Annotated in this window: 20 protein-coding genes; 6 read left to right on the plus strand and 14 right to left on the minus strand. The window is 70.4% G+C overall.

Annotated features, from left to right (window positions below; all coding sequences use genetic code 11):
* Positions 1-48 precede the first annotated feature (48 nt).
* The gene (locus tag ABB07_RS24450; protein WP_208900714.1) at positions 49-591 is read left to right on the plus strand and encodes a GPR1/FUN34/YaaH family transporter; all 543 of its coding nucleotides are present in this window, start codon (positions 49-51) and stop codon (positions 589-591) included.
* Positions 592-661: 70 nt separating this feature from the next.
* Here ABB07_RS24450 and glmS read toward each other — a convergent pair whose 3' ends face one another.
* Together glmS and ABB07_RS24460 are read right to left on the minus strand one after the other, a co-directional pair.
* Entirely contained in the window at positions 662-2,479 is a 1,818-nt protein-coding gene (glmS, locus tag ABB07_RS24455) for a glutamine--fructose-6-phosphate transaminase (isomerizing) (RefSeq protein ID WP_208900715.1), read from the minus strand.
* Positions 2,480-2,491: 12 nt separating this feature from the next.
* Positions 2,492-2,749: a hypothetical protein gene (locus ABB07_RS24460; RefSeq protein ID WP_208900716.1), complete on the minus strand. Its 258-nt coding sequence runs from the start codon at positions 2,747-2,749 to the stop codon at positions 2,492-2,494.
* 165 nt (positions 2,750-2,914) lie between these two features.
* Between ABB07_RS24460 and ABB07_RS24465 the strand changes: the two genes are divergently transcribed.
* Complete coding sequence (locus ABB07_RS24465) at positions 2,915-4,480, plus strand: purple acid phosphatase family protein (protein ID WP_208900717.1); 1,566 nt, start codon at positions 2,915-2,917, stop codon at positions 4,478-4,480.
* 40 nt (positions 4,481-4,520) lie between these two features.
* Here ABB07_RS24465 and ABB07_RS24470 read toward each other — a convergent pair whose 3' ends face one another.
* On the minus strand, positions 4,521-5,396 hold the full coding sequence (locus tag ABB07_RS24470; RefSeq protein WP_208900718.1) for a DUF4429 domain-containing protein: 876 nt from the start codon (positions 5,394-5,396) through the stop codon (positions 4,521-4,523).
* 62 nt (positions 5,397-5,458) lie between these two features.
* On the opposite strand from ABB07_RS24470, the gene ABB07_RS24475 reads away from it, so the two are divergent.
* Complete coding sequence (locus tag ABB07_RS24475) at positions 5,459-7,060, plus strand: beta-N-acetylhexosaminidase (protein WP_208900719.1); 1,602 nt, start codon at positions 5,459-5,461, stop codon at positions 7,058-7,060.
* A 201-nt stretch (positions 7,061-7,261) separates the two neighbouring features.
* Here ABB07_RS24475 and ABB07_RS24480 read toward each other — a convergent pair whose 3' ends face one another.
* From ABB07_RS24480 to ABB07_RS24530, 11 genes are all read right to left on the minus strand, one after another.
* Complete coding sequence (locus tag ABB07_RS24480; RefSeq protein WP_208900720.1) at positions 7,262-7,954, minus strand: LysM peptidoglycan-binding domain-containing protein; 693 nt, start codon at positions 7,952-7,954, stop codon at positions 7,262-7,264.
* A 324-nt stretch (positions 7,955-8,278) separates the two neighbouring features.
* Positions 8,279-10,057 (minus strand): IucA/IucC family protein, encoded by a 1,779-nt coding sequence (locus tag ABB07_RS24485; RefSeq protein WP_208900721.1) that lies wholly within the window; start codon positions 10,055-10,057, stop codon positions 8,279-8,281.
* Entirely contained in the window at positions 10,054-10,584 is a 531-nt protein-coding gene (locus ABB07_RS24490; protein WP_208900722.1) for a GNAT family N-acetyltransferase, read from the minus strand. Before ABB07_RS24490 ends, ABB07_RS24485 begins: the two co-directional genes overlap by 4 nt.
* Positions 10,581-11,858 carry a lysine N(6)-hydroxylase/L-ornithine N(5)-oxygenase family protein gene (locus ABB07_RS24495; RefSeq protein ID WP_208900723.1) on the minus strand — a complete coding sequence of 426 codons (1,278 nt, stop codon included), beginning with the start codon at positions 11,856-11,858 and terminating at the stop codon, positions 10,581-10,583. Before ABB07_RS24495 ends, ABB07_RS24490 begins: the two co-directional genes overlap by 4 nt.
* Positions 11,842-13,284, minus strand: a complete 1,443-nt coding sequence (gene desA, locus ABB07_RS24500; RefSeq protein ID WP_208900724.1) for a lysine decarboxylase DesA — start codon at positions 13,282-13,284, stop codon at positions 11,842-11,844. The genes ABB07_RS24495 and desA overlap by 17 nt, the downstream gene beginning before the upstream one ends.
* 162 nt (positions 13,285-13,446) lie before the next feature.
* Positions 13,447-14,268: a siderophore-interacting protein gene (locus ABB07_RS24505; protein WP_208900725.1), complete on the minus strand. Its 822-nt coding sequence runs from the start codon at positions 14,266-14,268 to the stop codon at positions 13,447-13,449.
* Positions 14,269-14,317: 49 nt separating this feature from the next.
* On the minus strand, positions 14,318-15,364 hold the full coding sequence (locus tag ABB07_RS24510; RefSeq protein ID WP_208900726.1) for an ABC transporter substrate-binding protein: 1,047 nt from the start codon (positions 15,362-15,364) through the stop codon (positions 14,318-14,320).
* A 125-nt stretch (positions 15,365-15,489) separates the two neighbouring features.
* Entirely contained in the window at positions 15,490-16,650 is a 1,161-nt protein-coding gene (locus tag ABB07_RS24515) for an acyl-CoA dehydrogenase family protein (protein ID WP_208900727.1), read from the minus strand.
* Between the two features lie 5 nt (positions 16,651-16,655).
* Positions 16,656-17,600, minus strand: a complete 945-nt coding sequence (locus tag ABB07_RS24520) for a hydroxymethylglutaryl-CoA lyase (RefSeq protein ID WP_244189499.1) — start codon at positions 17,598-17,600, stop codon at positions 16,656-16,658.
* On the minus strand, positions 17,597-19,513 hold the full coding sequence (locus ABB07_RS24525) for an acetyl/propionyl/methylcrotonyl-CoA carboxylase subunit alpha (RefSeq protein ID WP_208900728.1): 1,917 nt from the start codon (positions 19,511-19,513) through the stop codon (positions 17,597-17,599). The genes ABB07_RS24520 and ABB07_RS24525 overlap by 4 nt, the downstream gene beginning before the upstream one ends.
* Before the next feature lie 11 nt (positions 19,514-19,524).
* The gene (locus ABB07_RS24530) at positions 19,525-21,141 is read right to left on the minus strand and encodes a carboxyl transferase domain-containing protein (protein WP_208900729.1); all 1,617 of its coding nucleotides are present in this window, start codon (positions 21,139-21,141) and stop codon (positions 19,525-19,527) included.
* A 109-nt stretch (positions 21,142-21,250) separates the two neighbouring features.
* Here ABB07_RS24530 and ABB07_RS24535 point away from each other — a divergent pair, with 109 nt between their 5' ends.
* The 3 genes from ABB07_RS24535 (at position 21,251) to tesB (ending at position 24,145) form a co-directional block, all read left to right on the plus strand.
* The gene (locus tag ABB07_RS24535; RefSeq protein ID WP_208900730.1) at positions 21,251-21,850 is read left to right on the plus strand and encodes an SACE_7040 family transcriptional regulator; all 600 of its coding nucleotides are present in this window, start codon (positions 21,251-21,253) and stop codon (positions 21,848-21,850) included.
* Between the two features lie 231 nt (positions 21,851-22,081).
* Complete coding sequence (locus tag ABB07_RS24540; RefSeq protein WP_208900731.1) at positions 22,082-23,239, plus strand: acyl-CoA dehydrogenase family protein; 1,158 nt, start codon at positions 22,082-22,084, stop codon at positions 23,237-23,239.
* Positions 23,240-23,275: 36 nt separating this feature from the next.
* Positions 23,276-24,145: an acyl-CoA thioesterase II gene (gene tesB / locus ABB07_RS24545; protein WP_208900732.1), complete on the plus strand. Its 870-nt coding sequence runs from the start codon at positions 23,276-23,278 to the stop codon at positions 24,143-24,145.
* The last annotated feature ends 26 nt before the right edge of the window (positions 24,146-24,171 follow it).

Genomic DNA, 24,171 nt, shown 5'->3' on the forward strand with positions numbered 1-24,171 from the left:
GCATATATCGGTCACCCGCGCAACAGCACAGTATGAAGGGAGCCCGCCGTGGACAACGGAAGTACTACGGTGGTCGGCCGACTCGCCCTGGGAATCACCCTGTTGGCGTTCGGCCTCGGTACGACAGGCGTGATCCACGGTGTGGCCGCGTCCGATGCCGTGTCAGTGGCCCACTACGTGGGCGGAGTTGCTCTGTTCCTGGTCGGCCTGCTGGCCTTCCGCGGCGGCGACGGCGTTTCCGGCACGGGCTTCGCGGCCCTCGGCGCGCTGTGGTTCACCTGGGCGGTGGGCGGCCATTCCTCCGCCAACGCGGCCGGGCTCTTCCTGCTCCTGTTCGCCCTGGTGGCGCTCACCCTGACCGTCGCCGGCGGGGACAGCCTCGGTCAGGTCATGCACGGGCTGCTGTTCCTGGCGATGCTGGTGCTGGCCGTCGCGGCCTTCGCCGACAGCTCTTCCCTGGCCAAGGCCGGGGGCTGGGTGGCAGCCGTCTCGGGTGCGGTGGCCTGGTACGCCGCCACGGCCGCGCTGGCGCACTGGCCGACGGCGCTTCCTGGTCGTGCTGCGGGCCGGGGGGTGACGGCCGCCGGCTGATCCGGGCAGCACTGAAGGGACCCCCACGTAAAGGTGGCTACGTGGGGGTCCGTTCTGTTTCCGACTCGGTCTACTCGACCGTCACCGACTTCGCGAGGTTGCGGGGCTTGTCGATGTCCCGGCCCAGGGCCTTCGCCGTGTGGTAGGCGAGGAGCTGCAGCGGGATGCCCATCAGGATCGGGTCCAGTTCGTCCTCGTTCTTCGGGACGACGATCGTCTGGTCGGCCTTCTCCTGGTGCTGGTGGGCCACCGCGACGATCTTGCCGCTGCGGGCCTTGATCTCCTCCAGGGCCGCGCGGTTCTTCTCCAGCAGGTCGTCGTCGGGGACGATCGCGACCGTGGGCAGGGCCGGCTCGATCAGGGCCAGCGGGCCGTGCTTCAGCTCGGAGGCGGGGTAGGCCTCGGCGTGGATGTAGGAGACCTCCTTGAGCTTCAGGGAGGCCTCGCGGGCCACCGGGTAGCCCCGCACGCGGCCGATGAAGAGCATCGAGCGGGCGTCGGCGTACAGCTCCGCCAGCTCCTTGATCTGCTCCTCCTGCTTGAGGATCTCGGTGATCTGCTCGGGCAGCTTGCGCAGGCCCTCGATGATCCGCTTGCCGTCGCGGACCGAGAGGTCGCGGGTGCGGCCGAGGTGGAGGGCCAGCAGCGCGAAGGCCACGGTCGTGTTCGTGAAGCACTTCGTGGAGACCACGCAGACCTCCGGGCCCGCGTGGACGTAGATGCCGGCGTCCGCCTCGCGGGCGATCGCCGAGCCCACGACGTTGACGACGCCGAAGACCCTCGCGCCCTTGCGCTTGAGCTCCTGGACGGCGGCGAGTACGTCGTACGTCTCACCGGACTGGGAGACGGCGACGTACAGGGTGTCCGGGTCGACGACCGCGTTGCGGTAGCGGAACTCGGAGGCCGGCTCGGCGTCCGCCGGGATGCGGGCCAGCTCCTCGATCATCTGGGCGCCGATCATGCCCGCGTGGTACGAGGTGCCGCAGCCGAGGATCTTCACGCGGCGGATCTGCCGGGCCTCGCGGGCGTCCAGGTTGAGGCCGCCGAGGTGCACGGTGGAGAAGCGGTCGTCGATGCGGCCGCGCAGCACGCGGTCCACGGCGTCGGCCTGCTCGAAGATCTCCTTGTGCATGTAGGTGTCGTGGCCGCCCATGTCGTACGACTCGGCCTCCCACTCCACCGTGGTGGGCTCGGCGGTGGTGCGCGTGCCCTCGGTGGTGTAGGTGCGGAAGTCGTCGGCCTTGAGGGTGGCCATCTCGCCGTCGTCGAGGGTCACTATCTGGCGGGTGTGGGCGACCAGGGCGGCGATGTCGGAGGCGACGAACATCTCCTTGTCGCCGATGCCGAGGACGACCGGGGAGCCGTTGCGGGCCACCACGATCCGGTCGGGGAAGTCGGCGTGCAGCACGGCGATGCCGTAGGTGCCCTCGATCACGCGGACCGCCTGGCGGACCTTGTCCTCCAGCTTCTCGGCGGGGGAGCGGGCGATCAGGTGGGTGAGGACCTCGGTGTCGGTCTCGGAGAGGAACTCGACGCCGTCCGCCTCCAGCTTGCGGCGCAGGTCGGCGGCGTTGTCGATGATGCCGTTGTGCACGACGGCGACCTTGTTGTCGCCCGACATGTGCGGGTGGGCGTTGACGTCGGAGGGGGCGCCGTGGGTGGCCCAGCGCGTGTGGGCGATGCCGGTCGTGCCCTTGAAGCGCGCCGGGACCTTGGCCTCCAGGTCGCGCACCCGGCCCTTGGCCTTGACCATCTTCAGGCTGGGCGTCTTCGGGGAGGTGACGACGATGCCCGCGGAGTCGTAGCCGCGGTACTCCAGCCGCTGCAGGCCCTCCAGGAGGAGGGGGGCGACGTCACGCTTCCCGATGTATCCGACAATTCCGCACATATATAGGTATTCCTAGCCGTAGACGATGCGGCGCAGCTGCCTGAGCGTCAGCTCGGGCGGTGCCACCGCTCGGTACCTGAGGTCCGCCGCGATCTGTTCGAAGATCTCCGCGTTCACCAGGCCCTGGGCCTGGAGCTCGCGGTGGCGGCGCCGGACGTATTCCTCCGTCGACTCGTCGAAGAAGGCGAGCACGTCCTGGATCACCCGCAGCGCCTCGCCCCTGCTCAGGGGCGAGGACCGCGTCAGATGATCAACGAGTTCGTCGTGCACCCGGTAGATCCTGGAGTACGACAGCCGGTTTCGCAAGAATCGTGCCCGATTTCGGGCAGAGGCCCGGAGCAGGGCTGTTGGATCTCTGTTCGTACGGCGTCCATGCTGCGTCCTGCGTCTCGTTGCCCGGACCCACGAGTTTCGGACGCCATGGACATTCCTCGTATGGGAGTACCGGAGAAGCTGGCCGCGCGCATGAGCATGGCCGAGCAGCACGAGTACCTGCGCGCCAGATTCTCCCGGCGCACCATGATCAGAGGCGGCGCCGTCACGCTCGGCGCCGTCGCGGGTGGCGCGTTCGTGCCGGGCGCCACCGCCCAGGCGGCCGTGCCGACCCAGGCCACCGCCCCCGCCACCGAGACGGTCGACGGCGCCCTCGTCGCCCCCTTCGGCCGCCACCTCGCCTACGGCAGCGACCCGCGCACGGAGATGACCGTCTCCTGGCAGGTCCCGGTCGCCGTGAAGAAGCCGTTCATCCGCATCGGCGCCCACCCCTGGGACCTCTCCCGCCGGATCGAGGCCGAGGTCCGCAGCTTGTACACCCCGGCCGGTGTCGGCGCGAGCGGCGACCACACGCAGTACTACCTGCACGCGAAGCTCACCCACCTGCGCCCCGGCCGGACCTACTACTACGGCGTCGGCCACGAGGGCTTCGACCCGGCCGAGCGGCACCTGCTGGGCACCCTGGGCACCTTCACCACCGCCCCCGCCCACAAGGCACCGTTCACCTTCACCGCCTTCGGCGACGAGGGTGTGGGCTACCACGGCCTGGCCAACAACGCCCTGATCCTCGGCCAGAACCCGGCCTTCCACCTGCACGCCGGCGACATCGCGTACGGCGACCCGGCCGGCCAGGGCAAGGCCACCGACACGGGCTTCGACTCGCGCACCTGGGACCAGTTCCTGTACCAGACCGAGTCGGTCGCCAAGCAGGTCCCGTGGATGGTCAGTTACGGCAACCACGACATGGAGGCCTGGTACTCGCCCAACGGCTACGGCGGCGAGGAGGCCCGCTGGACCCTCCCGGACAGCGGCCCGGACGCGAAGAACCTGCCGGGCGTGTACTCCTTCGTGTACGGCAACACCGCGGTGATCTCGCTGGACCCCAACGACGTCTCCTTCGAGATCCCGGCCAACCTGGGCATATCCGGAGGAACGCAGACCAAGTGGTTCGAGGCCCAGCTGAAGGGTTTCCGGGCCCGTGACGACATCGACTTCGTCATCGTGTTCTTCCACCACTGCGCGTACTGCACGTCCACGGCGCACGCCTCGGAGGGGGGCGTGCGCCAGGAGTGGGTGCCGCTGTTCGAGAAGTACCAGGTGGACCTGGTCATCAACGGCCACAACCACCAGTACGAGCGCACCGACGTGATCAAGGGCGACAAGGTCACCAAGAAGCTCCCGATCGGCGGCACCGCCTACCCCGAGACCGAGGGAGTGGTGTACGTCACGGCGGGTGCGGCGGGCCGCAGCCTGTACGCCTTCTCCGCCCCCGACTCCTACGAGGGCCACGAGCACGAGGTCGACTCGGTCGCGTCCTTCGTCAACACCAAGGACGGCAAGGTCAACGAGACCGTCACCTGGTCCCGGGTCCGCTACCTGAACTACTCCTTCCTGCGCGTGGACGTGTGCCCCGCGCCGAAGGGCCGCCAGACCACGCTGAAGGTGTCGGGCATCGCCGAGAGCGGCGACCGCATCGACCACTTCACGGTGTCCCGCACGGCCAAGTGACACCCTGAGCCGGGCGGCGGGCGGTCCTCACACGCGCTTTTCACATGCGCTTGAGGACCGCCTGCTTGGCCAGGGTGAACTCCTCGTCCGTCAGCACCCCGTCGCGGTGCAGCTCGCCCAGCTCGCGCAGGCGCCGCAGCAGGGCGTCGTGCTCGCTCTCGGCGGGCTCCGGCTCCCCGGTGAGCCGCGGGGGCTCCTTCCGTACGCCCGCCTCCGCCGCCGGGTGCGGCAGCCGCGCCTGTACGGCGGCGGCCACCAGGGCCATCAGCGGGTCCTTCTTGAAGCCCCACAGCTCGACCGCGTTCGGGTCGTACTTGGGCGTCGCCGTCGCCGGGGCACCGCGCACCAGGAAGCGCAGATACCCGTTCTCCAGTCCGGCCGCGGGCTGCCACTCCACGCCGAGGACGTCCGCGAGCGGTATGGTCCGGGTGCCGGCGTTCGCCTTGGCGTTCTCGGTCTTCCAGTTCCACTCCAGCCGCACCCGCTCCCCGTCGAAGCCCGCCGTGCCGTCCCCGGCCGAGGCGGACACCGGCAGCGGGGGTCCCGGCAGCAGGTACTCGGCGACCGGGTCCGGTGAAACCCCGTCCAGCAGGAGCGCGTTGCGCACCTCGTCCGCGAAGTACTCGGCGACGCCGTACCGGTCGGACTCCACCGTCAGCTGGTACGGGTCGTTCGGCTCGGCGAGCCGGCCGCCGGTGGCCTGCGTCAGCGGATCGGCGCCGTCGCGCAGCCGCAGCCTGAGCCGTCCCGACTTCCGCCCCTGCTCGAAGGAGACACCGGCCAACGCCCCCAGCGGTACGACGAGTTCGCCCAGCTCCCGGCGGAGCAGGCTCACGTTCTTGTCCCGTCCCGGGGTGAGCCGCAGGGCATCGCCGTCGAAGGCCCAGGTGCCGTCCTTCTGGATGATTTCCGCCATGGAGGGATTGTTTCACCGGATCTGCGGGAGAGTGGTCTCGACCACATCTGAAGGGAGCGCATGTGAGACGGAACCACAGCACGACTCCCCGAACGACCCGCATCCTCGGATCACTGCTGCTTCTGGCGGCGGCCGGGGGCTTCTCCCTCGGCGCGGCGCCCGCGGCACAGGCGGCCGCCCCCACACCCCTGGACCGGGTGGTCCCCGCGCCCGCCTCGGTCGAGCCCGGCGGTGCCCCGTACCGCATCACCTGGGCGACCCGCGTCCGCGTCGACGACTCCGCCGAGGTCCGCCGGATCGGCGCGTACCTCACCGGCATCCTGCGGCCCTCCACCGGCTACCGGCTGCCCCTCACCGACCACGGCACCGGTGGCATCCGGCTGCACCTGGCCCAGGGCGACTTCGGAGCCGAGGGCTACCGGCTGCACAGCGGCCCGGCCGGCGTCACCATCACCGCGAGCGCGCCCGCCGGCCTCTTCCACGGCGTCCAGACGCTGCGTCAGCTGCTCCCGGCCGCCGTCGAGAAGAAGACCGTGCAGAAGGGCCCCTGGCAGATCGCCGGCGGCACCGTGGAGGACCGCCCCCGCTACTCCTACCGGGGCGCCATGCTGGACGTCTCCCGGCACTTCTTCACCGTCGCCCAGGTCAAGCGCTACATCGACCAGCTCGCCCTCTACAAGATCAACGAGCTGCACCTGCACCTCAGCGACGACCAGGGCTGGCGCATCGCCGTCGACTCCTGGCCGCGCCTCGCCACATATGGCGGCTCCACCGAGGTCGGCGGCGGCGCGGGCGGCTACTACACCAAGGACCAGTACCGGGACATCGTCTCCTACGCCGCCTCCCGCTATCTGGAGGTCGTCCCCGAGATCGACATGCCCGGCCACACCAACGCGGCCCTCGCCTCCTACGCCGACCTCAACTGCAACGGCGTGGCACCCCCGCTGTACACCGGCACCCAGGTCGGCTTCAGCTCGCTGTGCGTGCCGAAGGAGGTCACGTACACCTTCGCGGACGACGTGATCAGGGAGCTGGCCGCGCTCACCCCCGGCCGCTACCTCCACATCGGCGGCGACGAGGCCCACTCCACCAGTCACCCCGACTACGTGACGTTCATGGACCGCGTGCAGCCGATCGTCGCCAGGTACGGCAAGACGGTCATCGGCTGGCACCAGCTCACCGGCGCGCACCCCGCCCAGGGCGCCCTCGCCCAGTACTGGGGCCTGGACAGCACCAGCGCGGCCGAGAAGGAACAGGTCGCCCAGGCCGCCCGGAACGGCACCGGGCTGATCCTGTCCCCGGCGGACCGGGTGTACCTCGACATGAAGTACACCAGCGGCACCGTGCTGGGCACCAAGTGGGCCGGATACGTCGAGGTGCAGCGGTCGTACGACTGGAACCCCGGCGGCTACCTCCCCGGCGTCCCGGACTCGGCCGTCCGGGGCGTGGAGGCCCCCCTGTGGACGGAGACCCTGAAGACGGACGCCGACCTCGACTACATGGCGTTCCCCCGCCTCCCGGGCGCGGCCGAACTGGGCTGGTCCCCTGCGGCCACGCACGACTGGAACACCTACAGGCTCCGCCTGGCCGCCCAGGCGCCCCGCTGGGACGCCCTGGGCATCGGCTACTACCGCTCGCCGCAGGTCCCCTGGCCGGCGGACTGAGCGGCGAACGCAGCCGGCGAGCGCCCCGGTGGACGCACCGCTGACGCACCGGTGAACGCACGCGCCCGGGCCGCTGTGTGGAGCGGCCCGGGCGTGCTGGGCGAACAGCCGGGACAACAGCCCGACATGCCTTGCCGGTGCAATTCAGAGGCATGTACCCGCCCTCTTGAATTACGGATCCGGCCGTGCGGGAATCGGCCGTCAGTACGCGCTGAACACGTTGTCGATCGAACCGTAGCGGTGGTACGCGTAGTTGCACGCGGCGGTGATGTTGGCGACCGGGTCGTAGATGTTCGTCGAGGTGCCCGGCACGTGGTAGGCGTCGAACGTCGGCTGGATCACCTGCAGCAGACCCTTGGACGGGGTGCCCTTCGCGGCGTTGGAGTCCCAGTTGTTGATGGCGTTCGGGTTGCCGGAGGACTCCCGCATGATGTTGCGGTAGATGCCGTTGTAGGTGCCCGGGATGTGGTTCTGCGCCATGACCGCCAGCGCCTGCTTGATCCAGCCGTCCAGGTTGTTGGCGTAGGTCTTGCCGGTGGCGGACGAGGTGCTCGCCGGTGCGGCCTTGGTCGTGGCCGCCTTGGTCGTGGCCGCCTTGGCCGGGGCCGCCGAGCCGGCGGGCAGGGCGAGGACCTGGCCCGGCAGGATCGAGTAGGGGCTGCTGAGGTGGTTGGCCGACGCGATGGCCGGCCAGCCGCCCGGCACCTTGAGGGCGCGGGCGATCGAGGCCAGGTGGTCGCCGGCCTTGACGGTGTAGCTGGGCGCGGCGGCGGTGGCGGCCTGGGCGCTGCCCGTCGCGGCCGTGCAGGCCATGACGAGGGTGCCGACGCTGATGGCGCCGCCGGTGAGGAACCGGCGCGTCCGGGGAGAGCGCTTGCGGGCATGACGGGGCATGGAGCGGTCCTTTTCCGAGAATTGGATCACCCGCAGTTGCCGGTCCCCCTCGGCAAACTGCACCACGTTCGTTTAGCGGTGCGCTGCGGCGGGGATATTCATAGCCGCCGGGAATAAGTTTCGGCAATTACTCGTTTTACTAACCTGCTTAGTTCTCTGGGTCGCCGGAATCCGTCCGGGTAGTGGTATTCCCGGAAGCAAAGGGCCGTTCGCGATCCTAGGGAGCTTCGTAAGTGAATTGAGTCACGTGTCACAGGTTAAGCGACTCAACTGCTTAAATGGGGAAATAAACGGACCTCACGACAGAGTGGCTCAATTCGGACATTAAGCACTCAAAAGGTCGGCGAGTGGGTTCTTCAGGGTGCCCACCAGCTGCAGCGCGCCCGACGGGTCGGCGAGGTCCACCATCTGGCGGTTGTCGCGCAGCTGGAGGCGGTTCAGGCAGGACAGGGCGAACTCCGGGGCGAACAGGTCGTACTGCCGGAACCGGTCGGACAGTCCGGGGTTCGCCTCCTGGTACTCGCGGGTGACCTCCGCGACCGTGCGCCAGAAGGCGTCCTCCGCCAGCAGCCCCTCGGTGGCGAGGTGCGCGGCGAGGAAGCGGAAGAAGCAGTCGAAGACGTCGGTGAAGACCGACAGCAGCTTCTTGTCGTCCGGGACCTCGACGCGGATCCGCCGCACCTGCGGGGGCAGGACCGCGTCCGGGTCCATCACCGCTATCTCCTCGGCGATGTCCTTGAAGACCGCCCGCCGCACGACCCCCTCCTCCAGCACCAGGATCACGTTCTCGCCGTGCGGCATGAAGACGAGGTCGTAGGCGTAGAAGCTGTGCAGGAGCGGGGTGTAGTAGGCGCGCAGGTAGCGGCGCAGCCACTCCGCCGGCGGCAGGCCCGAGCGGGCGATCAGCGCGCCGGCGAAGGAGGCGCCCTCGTGGTCGACGTGCAGCAGGGAGGCCATGGTCGCGAGCGACTCGCCGTCCCGCAGCGAGGGCACCGGGCTCTCCCGCCACAGCGCGGCCAGCATCTTGCGGTACGGCGAGTACCGGTCGGTGGCCTGCTCGTACTCCAGATGCCGGTATCCGACGGCCGCCCGCTCGCGGATGACGCTCAGGCCCGTGGACTTCAGTACCGGGTCGTTCTCGATCAGCTGGGCCAGCCAGTCGTTGATCGCCGGGGTGGCCTCCATGTAGGCGGCCGACAGCCCGCGCATGAAGCCCATGTTGAGGACCGACAGGGCCGTCTTCACATAGTGCTTCTCCGGGTGGGAGGTGTTGAAGAAGGTCCGGATGGACTGCTGGGCCAGGTACTCGTCGTCGCCCTCGCCGAGGCAGACCAGGTGCCGGCGGGCCACCTCGGCGGCGAAGGTGACGGAGAGCTTGTTCCACCACTGCCAGGGGTGGACGGGGATGAGGAGGTAGTCGGCGGGGTCCAGGCCCTGGCCGGTGAGGGTGGCGTGGAAACGGTCCAGTGTGGGCTCGCCCAGCTCCTCCCGCAGGAAGGACTCGTACTCGATCCCGGCACCGGCCGTGAACGCGGCCCGCGAGCGGTGCGCGGCCAGCCACACCAGCCGGACCGGGTTCGCGGTCTCCGGGGCGTACGACAGGTACTCGTGGATGCCGAACCCGAGCCGCCCGTTGTTCGCGACGAAGCAGGGGTGGCCCTCGGTCATCCCGGTCTCGACGGCCTGGAAGCCCTGGCGGGCCAGCTCGGCGGAGGTCACCTTCGGTTTGGCGAGCTTGTAGCAGGTGCCGGAGAGGGTGGAGGAGATCTCCTCCAGGTACACCGGCAGGATCTCGTCGCTCAGGCCCAGGGACTGCTTCAGCTCGATGAAGAAGTCCAGGGCGGCGAGCGGGAGTTCGCTCCCGGCGCGGTGCCGGGTGATCGAGTCCGCGTCGACCTGCCAGTGGTCGAGGGCGCGGCGCGTGGCGGTGAAGCGGTAGCGGGTCAGACCGTCGTCGCTGCGCACGACGTACTGCTCGCCGTCCTCCTCGGGAGTGATCAGCCGCTCGTGCGCGAACTCGGCGAGGGCCTTGCGGAGCAGGAGTCGGTTGGCCTGCTCCCAGCGTTCGGGGGAGAGGTGGGCCACGGCGTCGGACAGGGTCATGCCGCCACTCCTCGGGCCGCCTGGAACTGTTCCCGGGTGCAGAAGCTCAGCAATGCCCTCTTCTCCGGCTTCTGGATCTCGCGCACGGGCACGAAGCCCACCGCTTCGTTCAGGGCGTGCACGGCCTTGTTGCGCACGTCCGGCTCGACCACGACGCGCCGGGTGCGCGGGTCGGCGAACAGCTCGTCCAGCACGGCGGTGATGACGGCCCTGGTGAAACCGTGGACCGGCCGGTCGGTCGGCGCGACCAAGAAGTGCATGCCGACGTCGCCGGGCTCCGGGTCGTACAGGCCGGCCAGCTCGACGTACCGGGGGTCGTACCTCTCCATCAGGAAGGCGGGCTCGCCCTCGTGCAGGCCGAGGTGGGCCTGGTGGTGCTCGTGGGCCGCGATCCGCAGGTACTCGCGCTCGACGTCCTGGAGCCTGGCGTCCTGCATCATCCAGAAGACCGCCTTGGGATGGGTGACCCAGCGGTGCAGCAGCTCGGCGTCCTTCAGGGGGTCGAGGGGGCGGAAGGTGAACCTCATACGGCGAACTCCTGGAAGGCGATCGTCTTCTCGACCGGGTAGTACTCGGAGCCGAGCAGCTCGCGGATGATGTACGCGTTGCGGTACGCGCCCATGCCCAGGTCGGGGCTGGTGATGCTGTGGGTGTGGACGCCGGCGTTCTGCAGGAAGACGCCGCGGCCGGTGACGTCGATGGCGTAGTTGCGGGCGACGTCGAAGCGGCCGTGGCCGTCGAACCGGAGCCGGTCGCGGATCGGCGCGAGGAAGGCCGGGGGCTCGTAGTGGTAGCCGGTGGCCAGCAGCAGGCCCTCGGTGCGGATCTCGAAGTCCTTGTCCTGCTCGTCCTGGTGGAAGCCGAGGGTGTACGTGCCGTCCGCGTGGCCGGCGCTGCGCAGGCTGGAGTTGGTGAGCAGCCGCGTCGGCACGGGCCCGGTGAGGTTCTTCTGGTAGAGCAGGTCGAAGATCGAGTCGATCAGGTCCGAGTTGATGCCCTTGAACAGGCCCTTCTGCTGCTTCTCCAGCCGGTAGCGGGTCTCCTCGGGCAGCGCGCGGAAGTAGTCGACGTAGTCCGGGGAGGTCATCTCCAGCGTCAGTTTGGTGTATTCGAGGGGGAAGAAGCGCGGGGAGCGGGTGACCCAGTTGAGCTGGTAGCCGTGGACGTCGATCTCGGCGAGCAGCTCGTGGTAGATCTCGGCCGCGCTCTGGCCGCTGCCGACGATCGTGATCGACTTCTTCGCCTGCAGCTCCGCCTTGCGGTGCAGGTACTGGGAGTTGTGCAGGAAGTCCCCGGCCAGGTCCCGGCAGGCCGGCGGGAGGTAGGGGGTCGTCCCGGTGCCGAGGACCAGGTGCCGGCCGCGATACGTTTCGCCGCGCTCGGTGCGGACGACGTACACCTCGTCCTCGTACGTCACCTCGGTGACCGTCGTGCCGAAGCGGACGCTGCCGAGTCTGCCCGCCGCCCAGCGGCAGTAGTCGTCGTACTCCACCCGCAGCGGATAGAAGTTCTCCCGGATGTAGAACGGGTACAGCCTGCCCTTCTCCTTCAGGTAGTTGAGGAAGGAGTACGGCGACGTCGGGTCGGCGAGGGTGACCAGGTCCGACATGAACGGGGTCTGGAGGTGGGCGCCGTCCAGGAACATCCCGGCGTGCCACTCGAAGTCCGGCTTGGACTCCAGGAAGACCCCGTCCAGGTCCGCGATGGGCTCGGTGAGGCAGGCGAGACCGAGGTTGAAGGGGCCGAGCCCGATCCCCACGAAGTCGTAGGTCTTTTCCAGGGCTTCAGGACGCGCGGTCAAGGGACTCTCCCAGGTACTGCTCGGCGTGGCCGGCGATCAGGTCGAGGACGGCGGCGATGTCGGCCGCCGTCGTCTCGGGGTTGAGCAGGGTGAACTTCAGGTAGTGGCGGCCGCCGACCCTGGTGCCCGCGACCACGGCGTCACCGGAGGCGAACAGGGCCCTGCGGGCGTAGAGGTTGGCGCGGTCGATCTCGGCCGGGTCGGTGACGGCCGCCGGGATGTAGCGGAAGACGAGGGTGGACAGGGCGGGCTCGACGACGACGTCGAAGCGGGGGTCGGCGGCGAGCAGCTTCCAGCCCGCGGCCGCGAGGTCGCAGACCTCGTCGAAGAGCTGCCCGACGCCGTCCGCGCCCATGGTGCGCAGGGTCATCCACAGCTTCAGGGCGTCGAAGCGGCGGGTGGTCTGCAGGGACTTGTCGACCTGGTTGGGGATGCGTTCGGTCACCATGCGGCGCGGGTTGAGGTAGTCCGCGTGGTAGGTGGCATGGCGGAGGGTCGCCGCGTCCCGCACCAGTACGGCGGACGAACTCACCGGCTGGAAGAAGGACTTGTGGTAGTCGACGGTGACGGAGTCGGCGCGCTCGATGCCGTCGATACGGCCGCGGTGCTTGCGGGAGGCGAGCAGCCCGCAGCCGTAGGCCGCGTCGACGTGCATCCACACGCCGTACTGGGAGCACAGCCCGGCGATCTCCGGGAGCGGGTCGATGGAGCCGAAGTCGGTGGTGCCGGCGGTGGCGACGACCGCCATCGGCACCAGCCCGTCGCGCCGGCAGCGCTCCAGCTCGTGGGCGAGGGCGACGGTCCGCAGCCGCTTGTCGTGGTCGACGGGGACGGCGATGACCGCGTCCGGGCCGAGCCCGAGCAGTTTGGCGGACTTCTGCACGCTGAAGTGGCTGACCTCGGAGGCGAAGATCCGCAGATCGGCCAGGCCGTCGGTCTTGGCCTCCTCCCGCGCCAGCAGCAGCGCCTGGAGGTTGGACTGGGTGCCGCCGGAGGTGAACACGCCGTCGGCGGCCGGTCCGAGGCCGATCCGGGCGGCCGTCCAGTCGATGAGCCTGCGCTCGATGAGGGTGCCGCCGGCCGACTGGTCCCAGGTGTCGAGGGAGGAGTTGACCGCCGAGAGCACGGCCTCGCCGAGCACCGCCGGGATGACGACCGGGCAGTTGAGGTGGGCGAGGTAGCGGGGGTGGTGGAAGTAGACGGCGTCGCGGAGGTAGACGTCCTCCAGCTCGTCCAGGACGGCGGCGGTGTCGCCGAGCGGGCGGTCCAGGTCGATGGCGTCGATGCGGGGGGAGAGGGCGTCGACGGTGACGCCGGTGAACGGACGGTGGGTCGTGGCGAGTTTGGCCGCCATCCGCTCGACTCCTTCGGTCACGGAGCTTCGGTAGTGCTCCGCGGTGAGGCCATTGAGCAGGTGCGAGCGCATGTGGGGGTCCTCCGGGGGGACAGTCCGTGGGGGGTCTGAACGGGAGTCCGTCTTAACTTAGGTTAGCCTAACCTAAGTTTCTTGGATCAAGGCATGCCTCATCCGTGACCGGCGTCACGCGCAGGGGGGCCGTCCGGTCAACGGTCTTCCCTGCCAAGGGAGTTACTCCGCCACGCGCAGCTCTTCCTCGGTCATCCCCTGCCGCCAGTACCCGACGAAGGTCACCCGCCGCCGGTCCACCCCGCGCTCGCCGACGAAGTGCCGCCGCAGCGCCTTGACCCGCCCCGACTCGCCCGCGAGCCACACGTACGGCCGCTCCGCCGCGGGAAGCCGGGCGGCTCGTACGGCGTCGACGGTCATGGGGGACCCGTCGTGCCGTACGAGCCACGTGATCTCCGCGTCCGCCTCCGTGCGCACGTCCTGGATGTCACCGGCGTGCGGCACCTCCAGCCAGGCCCGGACCCGGGCGCCGGCCGGGAGGGACTCGAGGATCGCGGTCGCGGCCGGTACGGCGGTCTCGTCACCCCACAGGACGACGAGACCGGTGTCCTCGGGCGGGCGGAAGCGGATCGCCCGGTTGTCGGCGACGGCGGGCCCGAGCAGCAGCACCCGGTCGCCGGGGGTGGCGCGGGAGGCCCAGCGGGAGGCGGGGCCCGCCGGGGTGTGCAGAACGAAGTCGATGTCGATCTCACCGGGGTTCCGGCGCAGGGACCGCAGGGTGTACGACCGCATCACCGCCCGCACGTCGTCGGGCAGTTCCCGCCAGGCCTGCCACCAGCCGTCGCCCAGGTCCAGCGGGACGACGGGCTCCGGCTGGCCCGGGTGCGGCAGGAAGAGGGACAGGGACTGGTCGCGCCCGAGGGAGTGGAAGGCGTGCAGATCGGGCCCGCCGAAGGTGACACGGACGAGCGACGGCCCCAGCCGCCGGGTCCGTACAACGTGCAGAGAGAAGAAACGGAACGGGGCGGCTACGGCCGTCGTCATGTGATGCTCCTGAGGGTCGGATTCAGGGCTTTGTCAGGGGTTCTGCCGGTCAGGCGACCTTCTTCGCCTTCTCCAGCGCCTCGGCCAGACTCGTGAGCAGCGGCACGCACTTGTCGTACGACAGAATCGGCTCGGGCGACCGCGCGATGACCTGACCCGCCTTCACCGCGGGCAGCTTCTTCCAGGTCGGCTTGGTGATGTCGGCCGGCTGGAGGGCCGAGGACCGGTCGTCCATCATGATGATGTCGGCCCGGTACTTGTCGACGTTCTCCCAGCTCAGCGACTCGTACCAGCCGCCGCCCTGCTTCTTCGCGCTCTCCGGCGGCTCGACGAAGTTCACGCCGAGGGCCTTGAAGTACTCCAGGTCGACGGAGAGGTTGGTGCCGGAGACGTAGAACAGCTGGTCACTGGCGCTGCCGGCCATCACCTTGAGGTCGGGCCTGGCCTTGGCCGCGGCGCGCAGCCGGCCGGCGGCGGCCTCGAACCGCTTCCTGGCGTCGGTCACCTTGGCGGCCTTCATGTCCGCGCCGAGCGATTCGGCCAGGTCCCACATGCGCTGCAGCGGCTGGGTGAGCCGGCGGTCGTAGACGGAGATGCCGATGCTGGGGGCCAGCTGGGCGATCTTCTTCTTGGACTCCTCCGGGACGTACCAGAGGGTGCCGGCGCCGTCGAACATCGTCGTGATCAGCACGTCCGGCGCGAGCGAGGCGTACTTCTCGATGCTGAACTGGCCCCAGGCGTTGCCGAGGACCGTCACCTTGCTGACGTCCATGTCGCCGGCCTGCACATCGGCCTTGCTGTCCTTGGTGGTTGTCGGGCCGAAGACGCCCTTGACCTGGACGCCGTAGTCGTGGAGCGCGGCGCCGACACCGGTGAAGGCGACGACGTTCGCGGGGACCTTGTCCAGCTTCACGGTCGTGCCGCGGTCGTCCTTGAAGGACCAGGGACCGGGCCTGGCGGCCGTCGTGCCCGTGCCGGAGCCACTGTCCTTGCCCTTGCCGTCCCCGCAGGCGGCGAGCGCGGCACCGAGTCCGACGGCGCCGCCGACGGCGAGGAGGCCGCGGCGAGTGAGCTGGGGGGCACGGGCATGGGGCATGGCTGTGACTGCTTTCGAACGGGGCGAAGCGCCCGCCGGACAGGTTCGAAGAAAGGTTAGCCTAACCTTCCTTGATGTCCAGCGGGCGGTGCCGTTCTCCCCGCCGTCCCGGCCGCTCCCGGCGCCTAGCCCGCCAGCCCCAACTCCCGTGCGATCAGCATGCGCTGGACCTCGCTCGTGCCCTCGCCGATCTCCAGGATCTTGGAGTCGCGCCACATGCGGGCCACCGGGTACTCGTTCATGAAGCCGTAGCCGCCGTGGATCTGGGTGGCGTCGCGGGCGTTGTCGACGGCGACGGTGGAGGAGTACAGCTTGGCCAGCGCCGCCTCCTTCTTGAAGGGTTCGCCGGCGACCAGGCGGCTCGCCGCGTCGCGCCAGGCGAGGCGGGCCGTGTGGGCCTTCATCTCCATGTCGGCGATCTTGAACTGGATGGCCTGGTTGGCGCCGATGGGACGGCCGAAGGCGTGGCGTTCCTTCGCGTACTTCACCGACTCGTCCACGCAGCCCTGGGCCAGACCGGTCGCGAGGGCCGCGATGGCGATGCGGCCCTCGTCCAGGATGCGCAGGAACTGGGCGTAGCCCCGGCCCTCCTCGCCCAGCAGGTTGGCCGTGGGGACCCGGACGTCGGCGAACGACAGCTCGCGGGTGTCGGAGGCGTTCCAGCCGACCTTCGAGTACGGTGCCGCCACCGTGAAGCCCGGGGTGCCGGACGGGACGATGATCGCCGAGATCTGCGGCCTGCCGTCCGGCTTGCGGCCGGTGACGGCGGTGACCGTCACCAACCCCGTGATGTCCGTGCCCGAGTTGGTGATGAAGCACTTCGTGCCGTTGATCACCCATTCGTTCGTGTCCGGGTCCAGGCGGGCCGTCGTACGCGTCGCGCCCGCGTCGCTGCCGCCGTCCGGCTCGGTCAGGCCGAACGCGCCCAGCATCTCGCCCGAGCACAGGCGGGGCAGCCACTCGCGCTTCTGCTCCTCGGTGCCGAACAGGTGCAGGGGCATGGCGCCCAGCGAGACACCCGCCTCCAGGGTGATCGCCACGGACGAGTCCACCCGCGCCAGTTCCTCCAGGGCGATGCCGAGCGCCAGATAGTCCCCGCCCATGCCGCCGTACTCCTCCGGGAACGGCAGCCCGAACAGGCCCATGCGGCCCATCTCGCGGACGATCTCGTACGGGAACTCGTGCCGCTCGTAGAAGTCGCCGATCTTCGGCGCCACGACATCGTGCGCGAACTCCTCCACCGTACGGCGGAGTTCCTCCAGCTCGGGGCTGAGACGGTGGTCCATGCTGATCACTGGTCCTTGTGGGAGAGAGCGCGGACGGTACGGGACGGGCTGGGCCGGTCCAGATGGGCGGCCATCCACACGCTCGTGGCGGTCAGACGGCCGAGGTCGACCCCGGTCTCGATGCCGAGGCCCTGCAGCATCCACACGAGATCCTCGGTGGCGAGATTGCCGGTGGCGGACTTCGCGTACGGGCAGCCGCCGAGGCCTCCGGCGGACGCGTCGATCGTCGTCACGCCGTGTTCCAGCGCCGCGTAGGTGTTCGCGAGCGCCTGGCCGTAGGTGTCGTGGAAGTGCACGCCGATCACGTCGGTCGGCACGCCCTCCTCGTTGAGCAGGTTGAGCAGTTCCAGCACATGGCCGGGCGTGGCCACGCCGATCGTGTCGCCCAGGCTCAGCTCGTCGCAGCCCATGTCCCTCAGGGCCGTGCAGACGCGGGCCACCTGGTGGAGCGGGACCGCGCCCTCCCACGGGTCGCCGAAGCACATCGACACATAGCCGCGCACGTGTACGCCCCGGTCCTTCGCCTGCCGCACCACCGGCTCGAACACCGCCAGCGACTCGTCCAGCGAGCGGTTCAGGTTGGCCTTCGCGAAGGACTCGGTGGCGCTGGCGAAGACGGCGATCCGGTCGGCGCCGAGCGCCAGCGCCCGGTCCAGGCCGCGCTGGTTGGGGACCAGTACGGGCAGCTCGACCCCCGGGAGGTCGCTGACCATCGGGAACAGCTGCTCGGCGTCGGCCAGTTGGGGCACCCACCTGGGGTGCACGAAGCTCGTCGCCTCGATGGTCGTCAGGCCCGCGTCGGCGAGCCGGCGGATGAAGTCCGCCTTGACCTCGGCCGGTACGGTCCGCTGCTCGTTCTGCAGGCCGTCGCGCGCGCCGACCTCGTAGATGCGCACCCGGGCGGGCAGGTCCGTCGCCGGTACGACCATGGGCAGTCCCTCGGCGGTCACCGCGCCACCTCCTCGTGCGGTGCGATGACGGCCAGCACCTGGTCCATCGCGACCGTGGTGCCCGCGGTCACGTCCAGCTCGGCGACCGTGCCGGCGTGCGGGGCGGAGATGACGTGCTCCATCTTCATCGCCTCCACCACCAGCAGGCTCTGCCCGGCGGCCACCTCGTCGCCGACGGCCACCTTCACCACGGTCACCGTGCCGGGCATCGGCGCGGTGAGGGAGTCGGCGCCGGCGTGCGCGGACCGGCTGAGGGACGCGGCCACCGGGTCGTGGTCCCGCACCTGCCAGGCGTCGCCGTCGCGGCCCAGCCAGTCGGCGGCACGGTGGAAGGTGTGCCGGACGCCGTCGAGCGTGACGCTCACGTGGTCGCCGGTGACGGTGTGGGTGCCCCGGGGCGTGTACGTCACCGGGTCCTGCACCCGGAGGTGGAAGGCGGGCGGCCTCGGGGTGCCGCCGAGGCGCCAGCCGCTCGGCACCGAGAACGGGTCGGTCCAGCCCTCCGCGCGGGGCTTCAGCGCCTCCAGCCGTACGGCCGCCGCCGCCTCGTAGACCTCGTCCGGCACGTCCGTGGCGACCAGCTCGTCCACCACGCGCTCCACCAGCCCGGTGTCCAGGTCCCCCGCCACGACCGCCGGGTGGGCCAGCAGCCGCCGCAGGAAACCGGCGTTGGTCTGCACGCCCAGCGTGACCGTCTCCGCGAGGGCCGCCCGGAGCTTCCTGAGCGCGCCCTCCCGGTCGGGGCCGTACGCGATCACCTTGGACAGCATCGGGTCGTAGAGGCTGCCGACCTCGGTGCCCTCGCTGAGCCCGGAGTCGGTGCGGACGCCGTCGCCCTGGGGCTCGTTCAGCAGCAGGACGGTGCCGCCGGAGGGCAGGAAGCCGCGCGCGGGGTCCTCGGCGCAGATGCGGGCCTCGACCGCGTGCCCGGTGAGCGTCACGTCCTGCTGCCCGAAGCCCAGCTTCTCCCCGGCCGCGACCCGCAGCTGCCACTCCACCAGGTCGACCCCGGTGACGAGCTCGGTGACCGGGTGCTCCACCTGGAGACGGGTGTTCATCTCCATGAAGTAGTACTGCGAGGGATCCCCGCCCGGCACGATGAACTCCACCGTCCCCGCGCCCCGGTAGCGGCAGCTGCGGGCCGCCTGTACGGCCGCCTCGCCCATCGACGCGCGCGTGGCCTCGTCGAGGAGCACGCTGGGCGCCTCCTCGATGATCTTCTGGTGCCGCCGCTGGAGCGAGCACTCGCGCTCACCGAGGTGGACGACGCCCCCGTGGCCGTCGGCCAGCACCTGGATCTCGATGTGCCGGGGCCGGTCGATCCACCGCTCCACCAGCAGGGTGTCGTCGCCGAAGGAGGCGCGGGCCTCGCGGCGGGCGGCGGCGATCTCCTCCTCCAGCACGGTCATGTCCCGCACCAGCCGCATGCCCTTGCCGCCACCGCCGGCGGAGGGCTTGAGCAGCACGGGCGCGCCCAGCGCACGGGCCGCCTCGGCCAGCTCGGGGTCCCGGCCGCCGGGCACCACCGGCACCCCGGCCGCCTGGACCGTCTCCTTGGCGCGGATCTTGTCGCCCATGAGCGCGATGGCGTCGGCCGACGGGCCGATGAAGACCAGCCCCGCCTCCTCGCACGCGCGCGCGAACCGCGCGTTCTCCGCGAGGAAGCCGTAGCCGGGGTGGACGGCCTGCGCTCCGGTGCGGGCGGCGGCCTCCAGCAGCCGCTCCACCGACAGATAGCTCTCGGCGGCCGGCGCCGGACCGATCCGGACCGCCGTGTCGGCCTCCCGGACGTGCCGCGCGTCGGCGTCGGCGTCGGAGAAGACCGCCACCGAGCGCACGCCCAGCGAGCGGAGCGTACGGATGACGCGTACGGCGATCTCGCCCCGGTTGGCGACCAGCACTGTGTCGAACACGGTTCCCCTCCTCACATCCGGAAGACGCCGAACTGGGGCTCTCCCAGAGGCGCGTTGGCGCAGGCGGTCAGGGCGAGGCCCAGCACCTGACGGGTGTCCAGCGGGTCGATCACGCCGTCGTCCCAGAGCCGGGCGGTGGCGTAGTAGGCGTTGCCCTGGCGCTCGTACTGCGCGCGGATCGGCGCCTTGAAGGACTCCTCGTCCTCGGCGGGCCACTCCTCGCCGCGGGCCTCCAGCTGGTCCCGCTTGACGGTCGCCAGCACCGACGCGGCCTGCTCGCCGCCCATCACGGAGATCTTGGCGTTGGGCCACATCCACAGGAAGCGGGGGGAGTAGGCCCGGCCGCACATCGAGTAGTTGCCCGCGCCGTACGAGCCGCCGACCACCACCGTCAGCTTCGGCACGCGCGTGCAGGCCACCGCCGTCACCATCTTGGCGCCGTGCTTGGCGATACCGCCCGCCTCGTAGTCCCTGCCGACCATGAAGCCCGAGATGTTCTGCAGGAACACCAGGGGGATGCCGCGCTGGTCGCACAGCTCGATGAAGTGGGCGCCTTTCTGGGCGGACTCGGAGAACAGGATGCCGTTGTTGGCGACGATCCCGACCGGGTGGCCGTGGATCCGCGCGAAGCCGGTGACGAGGGTCTGCCCGAACTCGGCCTTGAACTCGGCGAAGCGCGAGCCGTCGGTGATGCGGGCGATGATCTCGCGCACGTCGTAGGGGGTGCGGGAGTCGACCGGGACGGCGCCGTACAGCCCGTACGGGTCGACCTTCGGCTCCACCTGCGGCTGGACCTCCCAGGGCAGGGACCGCCGGGCGGGCAGGGTGGCGACGATGTTCCGGACGATCCTGAGCGCGTGTGCGTCGTCCTCGGCGAGGTGGTCGGTGACACCGGAGACCCGCGAGTGGACCTCGCCGCCGCCCAGTTCCTCCGCTGTGACGACCTCGCCGGTCGCGGCCTTCACCAGGGGCGGCCCGCCGAGGAAGATCGTGCCCTGGTTGCGGACGATCACCGCCTCGTCGCTCATCGCGGGCACATAGGCGCCACCGGCGGTGCAGGAGCCGAGGACGGCCGCGATCTGCGGGATGCCGGCGCCGGACATCCGGGCCTGGTTGTAGAAGATCCGCCCGAAGTGGTCGCGGTCGGGGAACACCTCGTCCTGCATCGGCAGGAAGGCGCCGCCGGAGTCCACGAGGTAGACGCACGGCAGGCGGTTGTCGAGGGCCACCTCCTGGGCGCGCAGGTGCTTCTTCACGGTCATCGGGTAGTACGTGCCGCCCTTGACCGTGGCGTCATTGGCGACGATCACGCACTCGCGCCCGCTGACCCGCCCGATCCCGGCGATCACCCCGGCGGCCGGGGCCTGCCCGTCGTACATCCCGTCGGCCGCGAGCGGGGCCAGCTCCAGGAACGGCGACCCGGGGTCGAGCAGCGTGTCCACCCTGTCCCTCGGCAGCAGCTTGCCCCGCGCGGTGTGCCGGGCCCGCGCCTTCTCGCCGCCGCCGAGGGCCGCCGCGGCCAGCTTGCCGCGCAGCTCCTCGACGAGCGCGAGATGCGCCTGTTCATTGGCCCGCCAGGCCTCCGACGCGGGATCTGCCGCGCTCCGAAGCTCCGGTGCCTCCTGCATCCTGCGGTCCCCTCACCGGTGATCGAACCTGTAGGTCGAACGTGTTAATGAGCGTTAACCATTTCCTTCAGGTTAACGACCGCTAACCTCGCTGTCTAGAATTACCTGCATGGTCACCAGAACCGACGCCCCGACCCGCCGCGAGCAGATCCTCAAGGAGGCCGCCCGGCTCTTCGCCGAGCGCGGTTTCCACGGCGTCGGCGTGGACGAGATAGGCGCCGCGGTGGGCATCAGCGGCCCCGGGCTGTACCGGCACTTCCCGGGCAAGGACGCGATGCTCGCCGAGCTGCTGGTCGGCATCAGCGGCCAGCTGCTCACCGGTGCCAGGCGCCGCCTGGCGGAGGCCGACGGGGACACCCGGCCCGCCGCGGTCCTGGACTCCCTCATCGAGGGCCACATCGACTTCGCCCTGGACGACCGTCCCCTCATCACCCTGCACGACCGCGAGCTGGACCGCCTCCGCGACAGCGACCGCAAGCTGGTCCGCCAGCTCCAGCGGCAGTACGTCGAGCTCTGGGTGGAGGTGGTCCGCGAGGTCTACCCGGCCCTGTCCGAGCCCTCGGCCCGCTCGGCCGTCCACTCGGTCTTCGGCCTCCTGAACTCCACCCCGCACCTGGGCCGCGCGGGCACCCTGCCGGGCCGGGGGGCGACGGCGGCCTTGTTGCACCGGATGGCCCGGGGGGCGTTCGCGGCGGCGGGGGAGGACTGACGCTCGTCAGCCCCCAGACGCTCGTCAGCCCCCGGATCGGGTGCCCGGCGATCGGCCGTGTGCGCCGTCCGGACGCGGTGGTTCTGCCGGAGGTGGCCCTCCGAGGTCCGCGGGTGCGGGAAAGCGCGCTGACCGGTGGGCGTGGTCAAGCTCACCCTGGACGCCTCACCGTACTCGCCGGTATCTTCGAGTCTGAGCAAGCGCTTAGACAGGTACCTGGAGGTGGGCGGCGTGCGCCGTACGGTGTTCAACGAGGATCACGAGGCGTTCCGGGAGACCCTGCGCGCCTTCATCGAGGCCGAGGTCGTCCCGGTCTACGACGAGTGGTTCGCGGCCGGTCAGGCGCCGCGCGACTTCTACTACAAGCTCGGCGAGCTGGGCGTCTTCGGCATCAGCGTGCCGGAGGAGTTCGGCGGCGCGGGCCTGGACACCCACAAGTTCGAGGCCGTGATCTACGAGGAGACCGCCCGCGCGGGCGTGAGCTTCGGCGGCTCCGGCGTGCACGTGCTGCTCGCCCTGCCCTACATCAAGATGCTGGCCACCGACGAGCAGAAGAAGCGCTACCTGCCGAAGTTCGTCACCGGCGAGGAGATGTGGGCCATCGCCATGACCGAGCCGGGCACCGGTTCGGACCTGGCCGGCATGAAGACCACCGCCAAGCTCAGCGAGGACGGCACGCACTACGTCCTCAACGGCGCCAAGACCTTCATCACCGGCGGCGTGCACGCCGACAAGGTGATCGTCTGCGCCCGTACCGCCGCGCCGACCGCCGAGGACCGCCGCCACGGCATCTCCCTGTTCGCCGTGGACACCAAGTCCGAGGGCTACTCCGTCGGCCGCAAGCTGGACAAGCTCGGCCTGAAGACCTCCGACACCGCCGAGCTGGCCTTCGTCGACGTCAAGGTCCCGGTCGAGGACCTGCTCGGCGAGGAGAACAAGGGCTTCTACTACCTCGGCCACAACCTGGCCTCCGAGCGCTGGGGCATCGCCTTCGGCGCCTACGCGCAGGCCAAGGCCGCCGTCCGGTTCGCCAAGCAGTACGTGCAGGAGCGCACCGTCTTCGGCAAGCCGGTCGCCCACTTCCAGAACACCAAGTTCGAGCTGGCCGCCTGCCAGGCCGAGGTCGACGCCGCCGAGGCCGTCGCCGACCGCGCCACGGAGGCCCTGGACGCCGGCGAGCTGACCCCCGCCGAGGCCGCCTCCGCCAAGCTGTTCTGCACCGAGGTCGCCCACCGCGTGATCGACCGCTGCCTGCAGCTGCACGGCGGCTACGGCTACATGAACGAGTACCCGATCGCCCGCCTGTACGCGGACAACCGCGTCAACCGCATCTACGGCGGCACCAGCGAGATCATGAAGACGATCATCGCGAAGGACATGGGGCTGTAGGACGCCGGTAATCACTGGCCGGTACAACTACTCCTCATGAGCCAGGCACTCCAGGATCTCCTCGATCTGCTCGACCTCGAGCAGATCGAGGAGAACATCTTCCGCGGCCAGTCCCGCTCCGCCGTCGTACCCCGCGTCTTCGGCGGGCAGGTCGCGGCGCAGGCGCTGGTCGCCGCCGGGCGCACGGTGCCCGTCGACCGCTCCGCGCACTCCCTCCACGCGTACTTCCTGCGCCCGGGCGACCCCGGCGCGCCGATCGTCTACACGGTGGACCGCATCCGCGACGGCCGGTCCTTCACCACCCGCCGCGTGGTCGCCGTCCAGCACGGCAAGCCGATCTTCCATCTCTCGGCGTCCTTCCAGACGTACGAGGAGGGCCTGGAGCACCAGGCCCCCATGCCCGCCTCGCCCGACCCGGCGACCCTGCCCACCTCGCAGGAGCGGCTGCGTGGCTACGGCCACCTCGCCCCCGAGGTCGTCGAGAGGTTCCTCGAGGCCCGCGAGGCGATCGACCTCAGGTACGTGGAGGAGCCGCCGTACGGGCAGTTCGGCGAGCCGCGTGAGCCGCACTCGCAGGTGTGGTTCCGCACCAACGGCAAGCTGGACGACGACCCGTTGCTGCACGTCGTCCTCGCCACCTACGTGTCCGACATGACCCTCCTCGACTCCGTGCTGCTCGCGCACGGCCGCGGCGGCTGGGCGGTCGGGGACGTCGTGGGCGCCTCGCTGGACCACGCGATGTGGTTCCACCGCCCCTTCCGCGCCGACGACTGGCTGCTGTACGACCAGGAGTCGCCGTCCGCGCACGGCGGCCGCGGCCTGGGGCAGGCCCGCATCTACACCCAGGACGGGCGGCTCGCCATCACCGTCATCCAGGAGGGCGTCGTCCGAGTGCCGCGCGGCTGACGCCCGCGGCGGTGCCGCGCGCCGGA

Source organism: Streptomyces incarnatus (assembly GCF_001027185.1).
Classification (GTDB): domain Bacteria; phylum Actinomycetota; class Actinomycetes; order Streptomycetales; family Streptomycetaceae; genus Streptomyces; species Streptomyces puniciscabiei.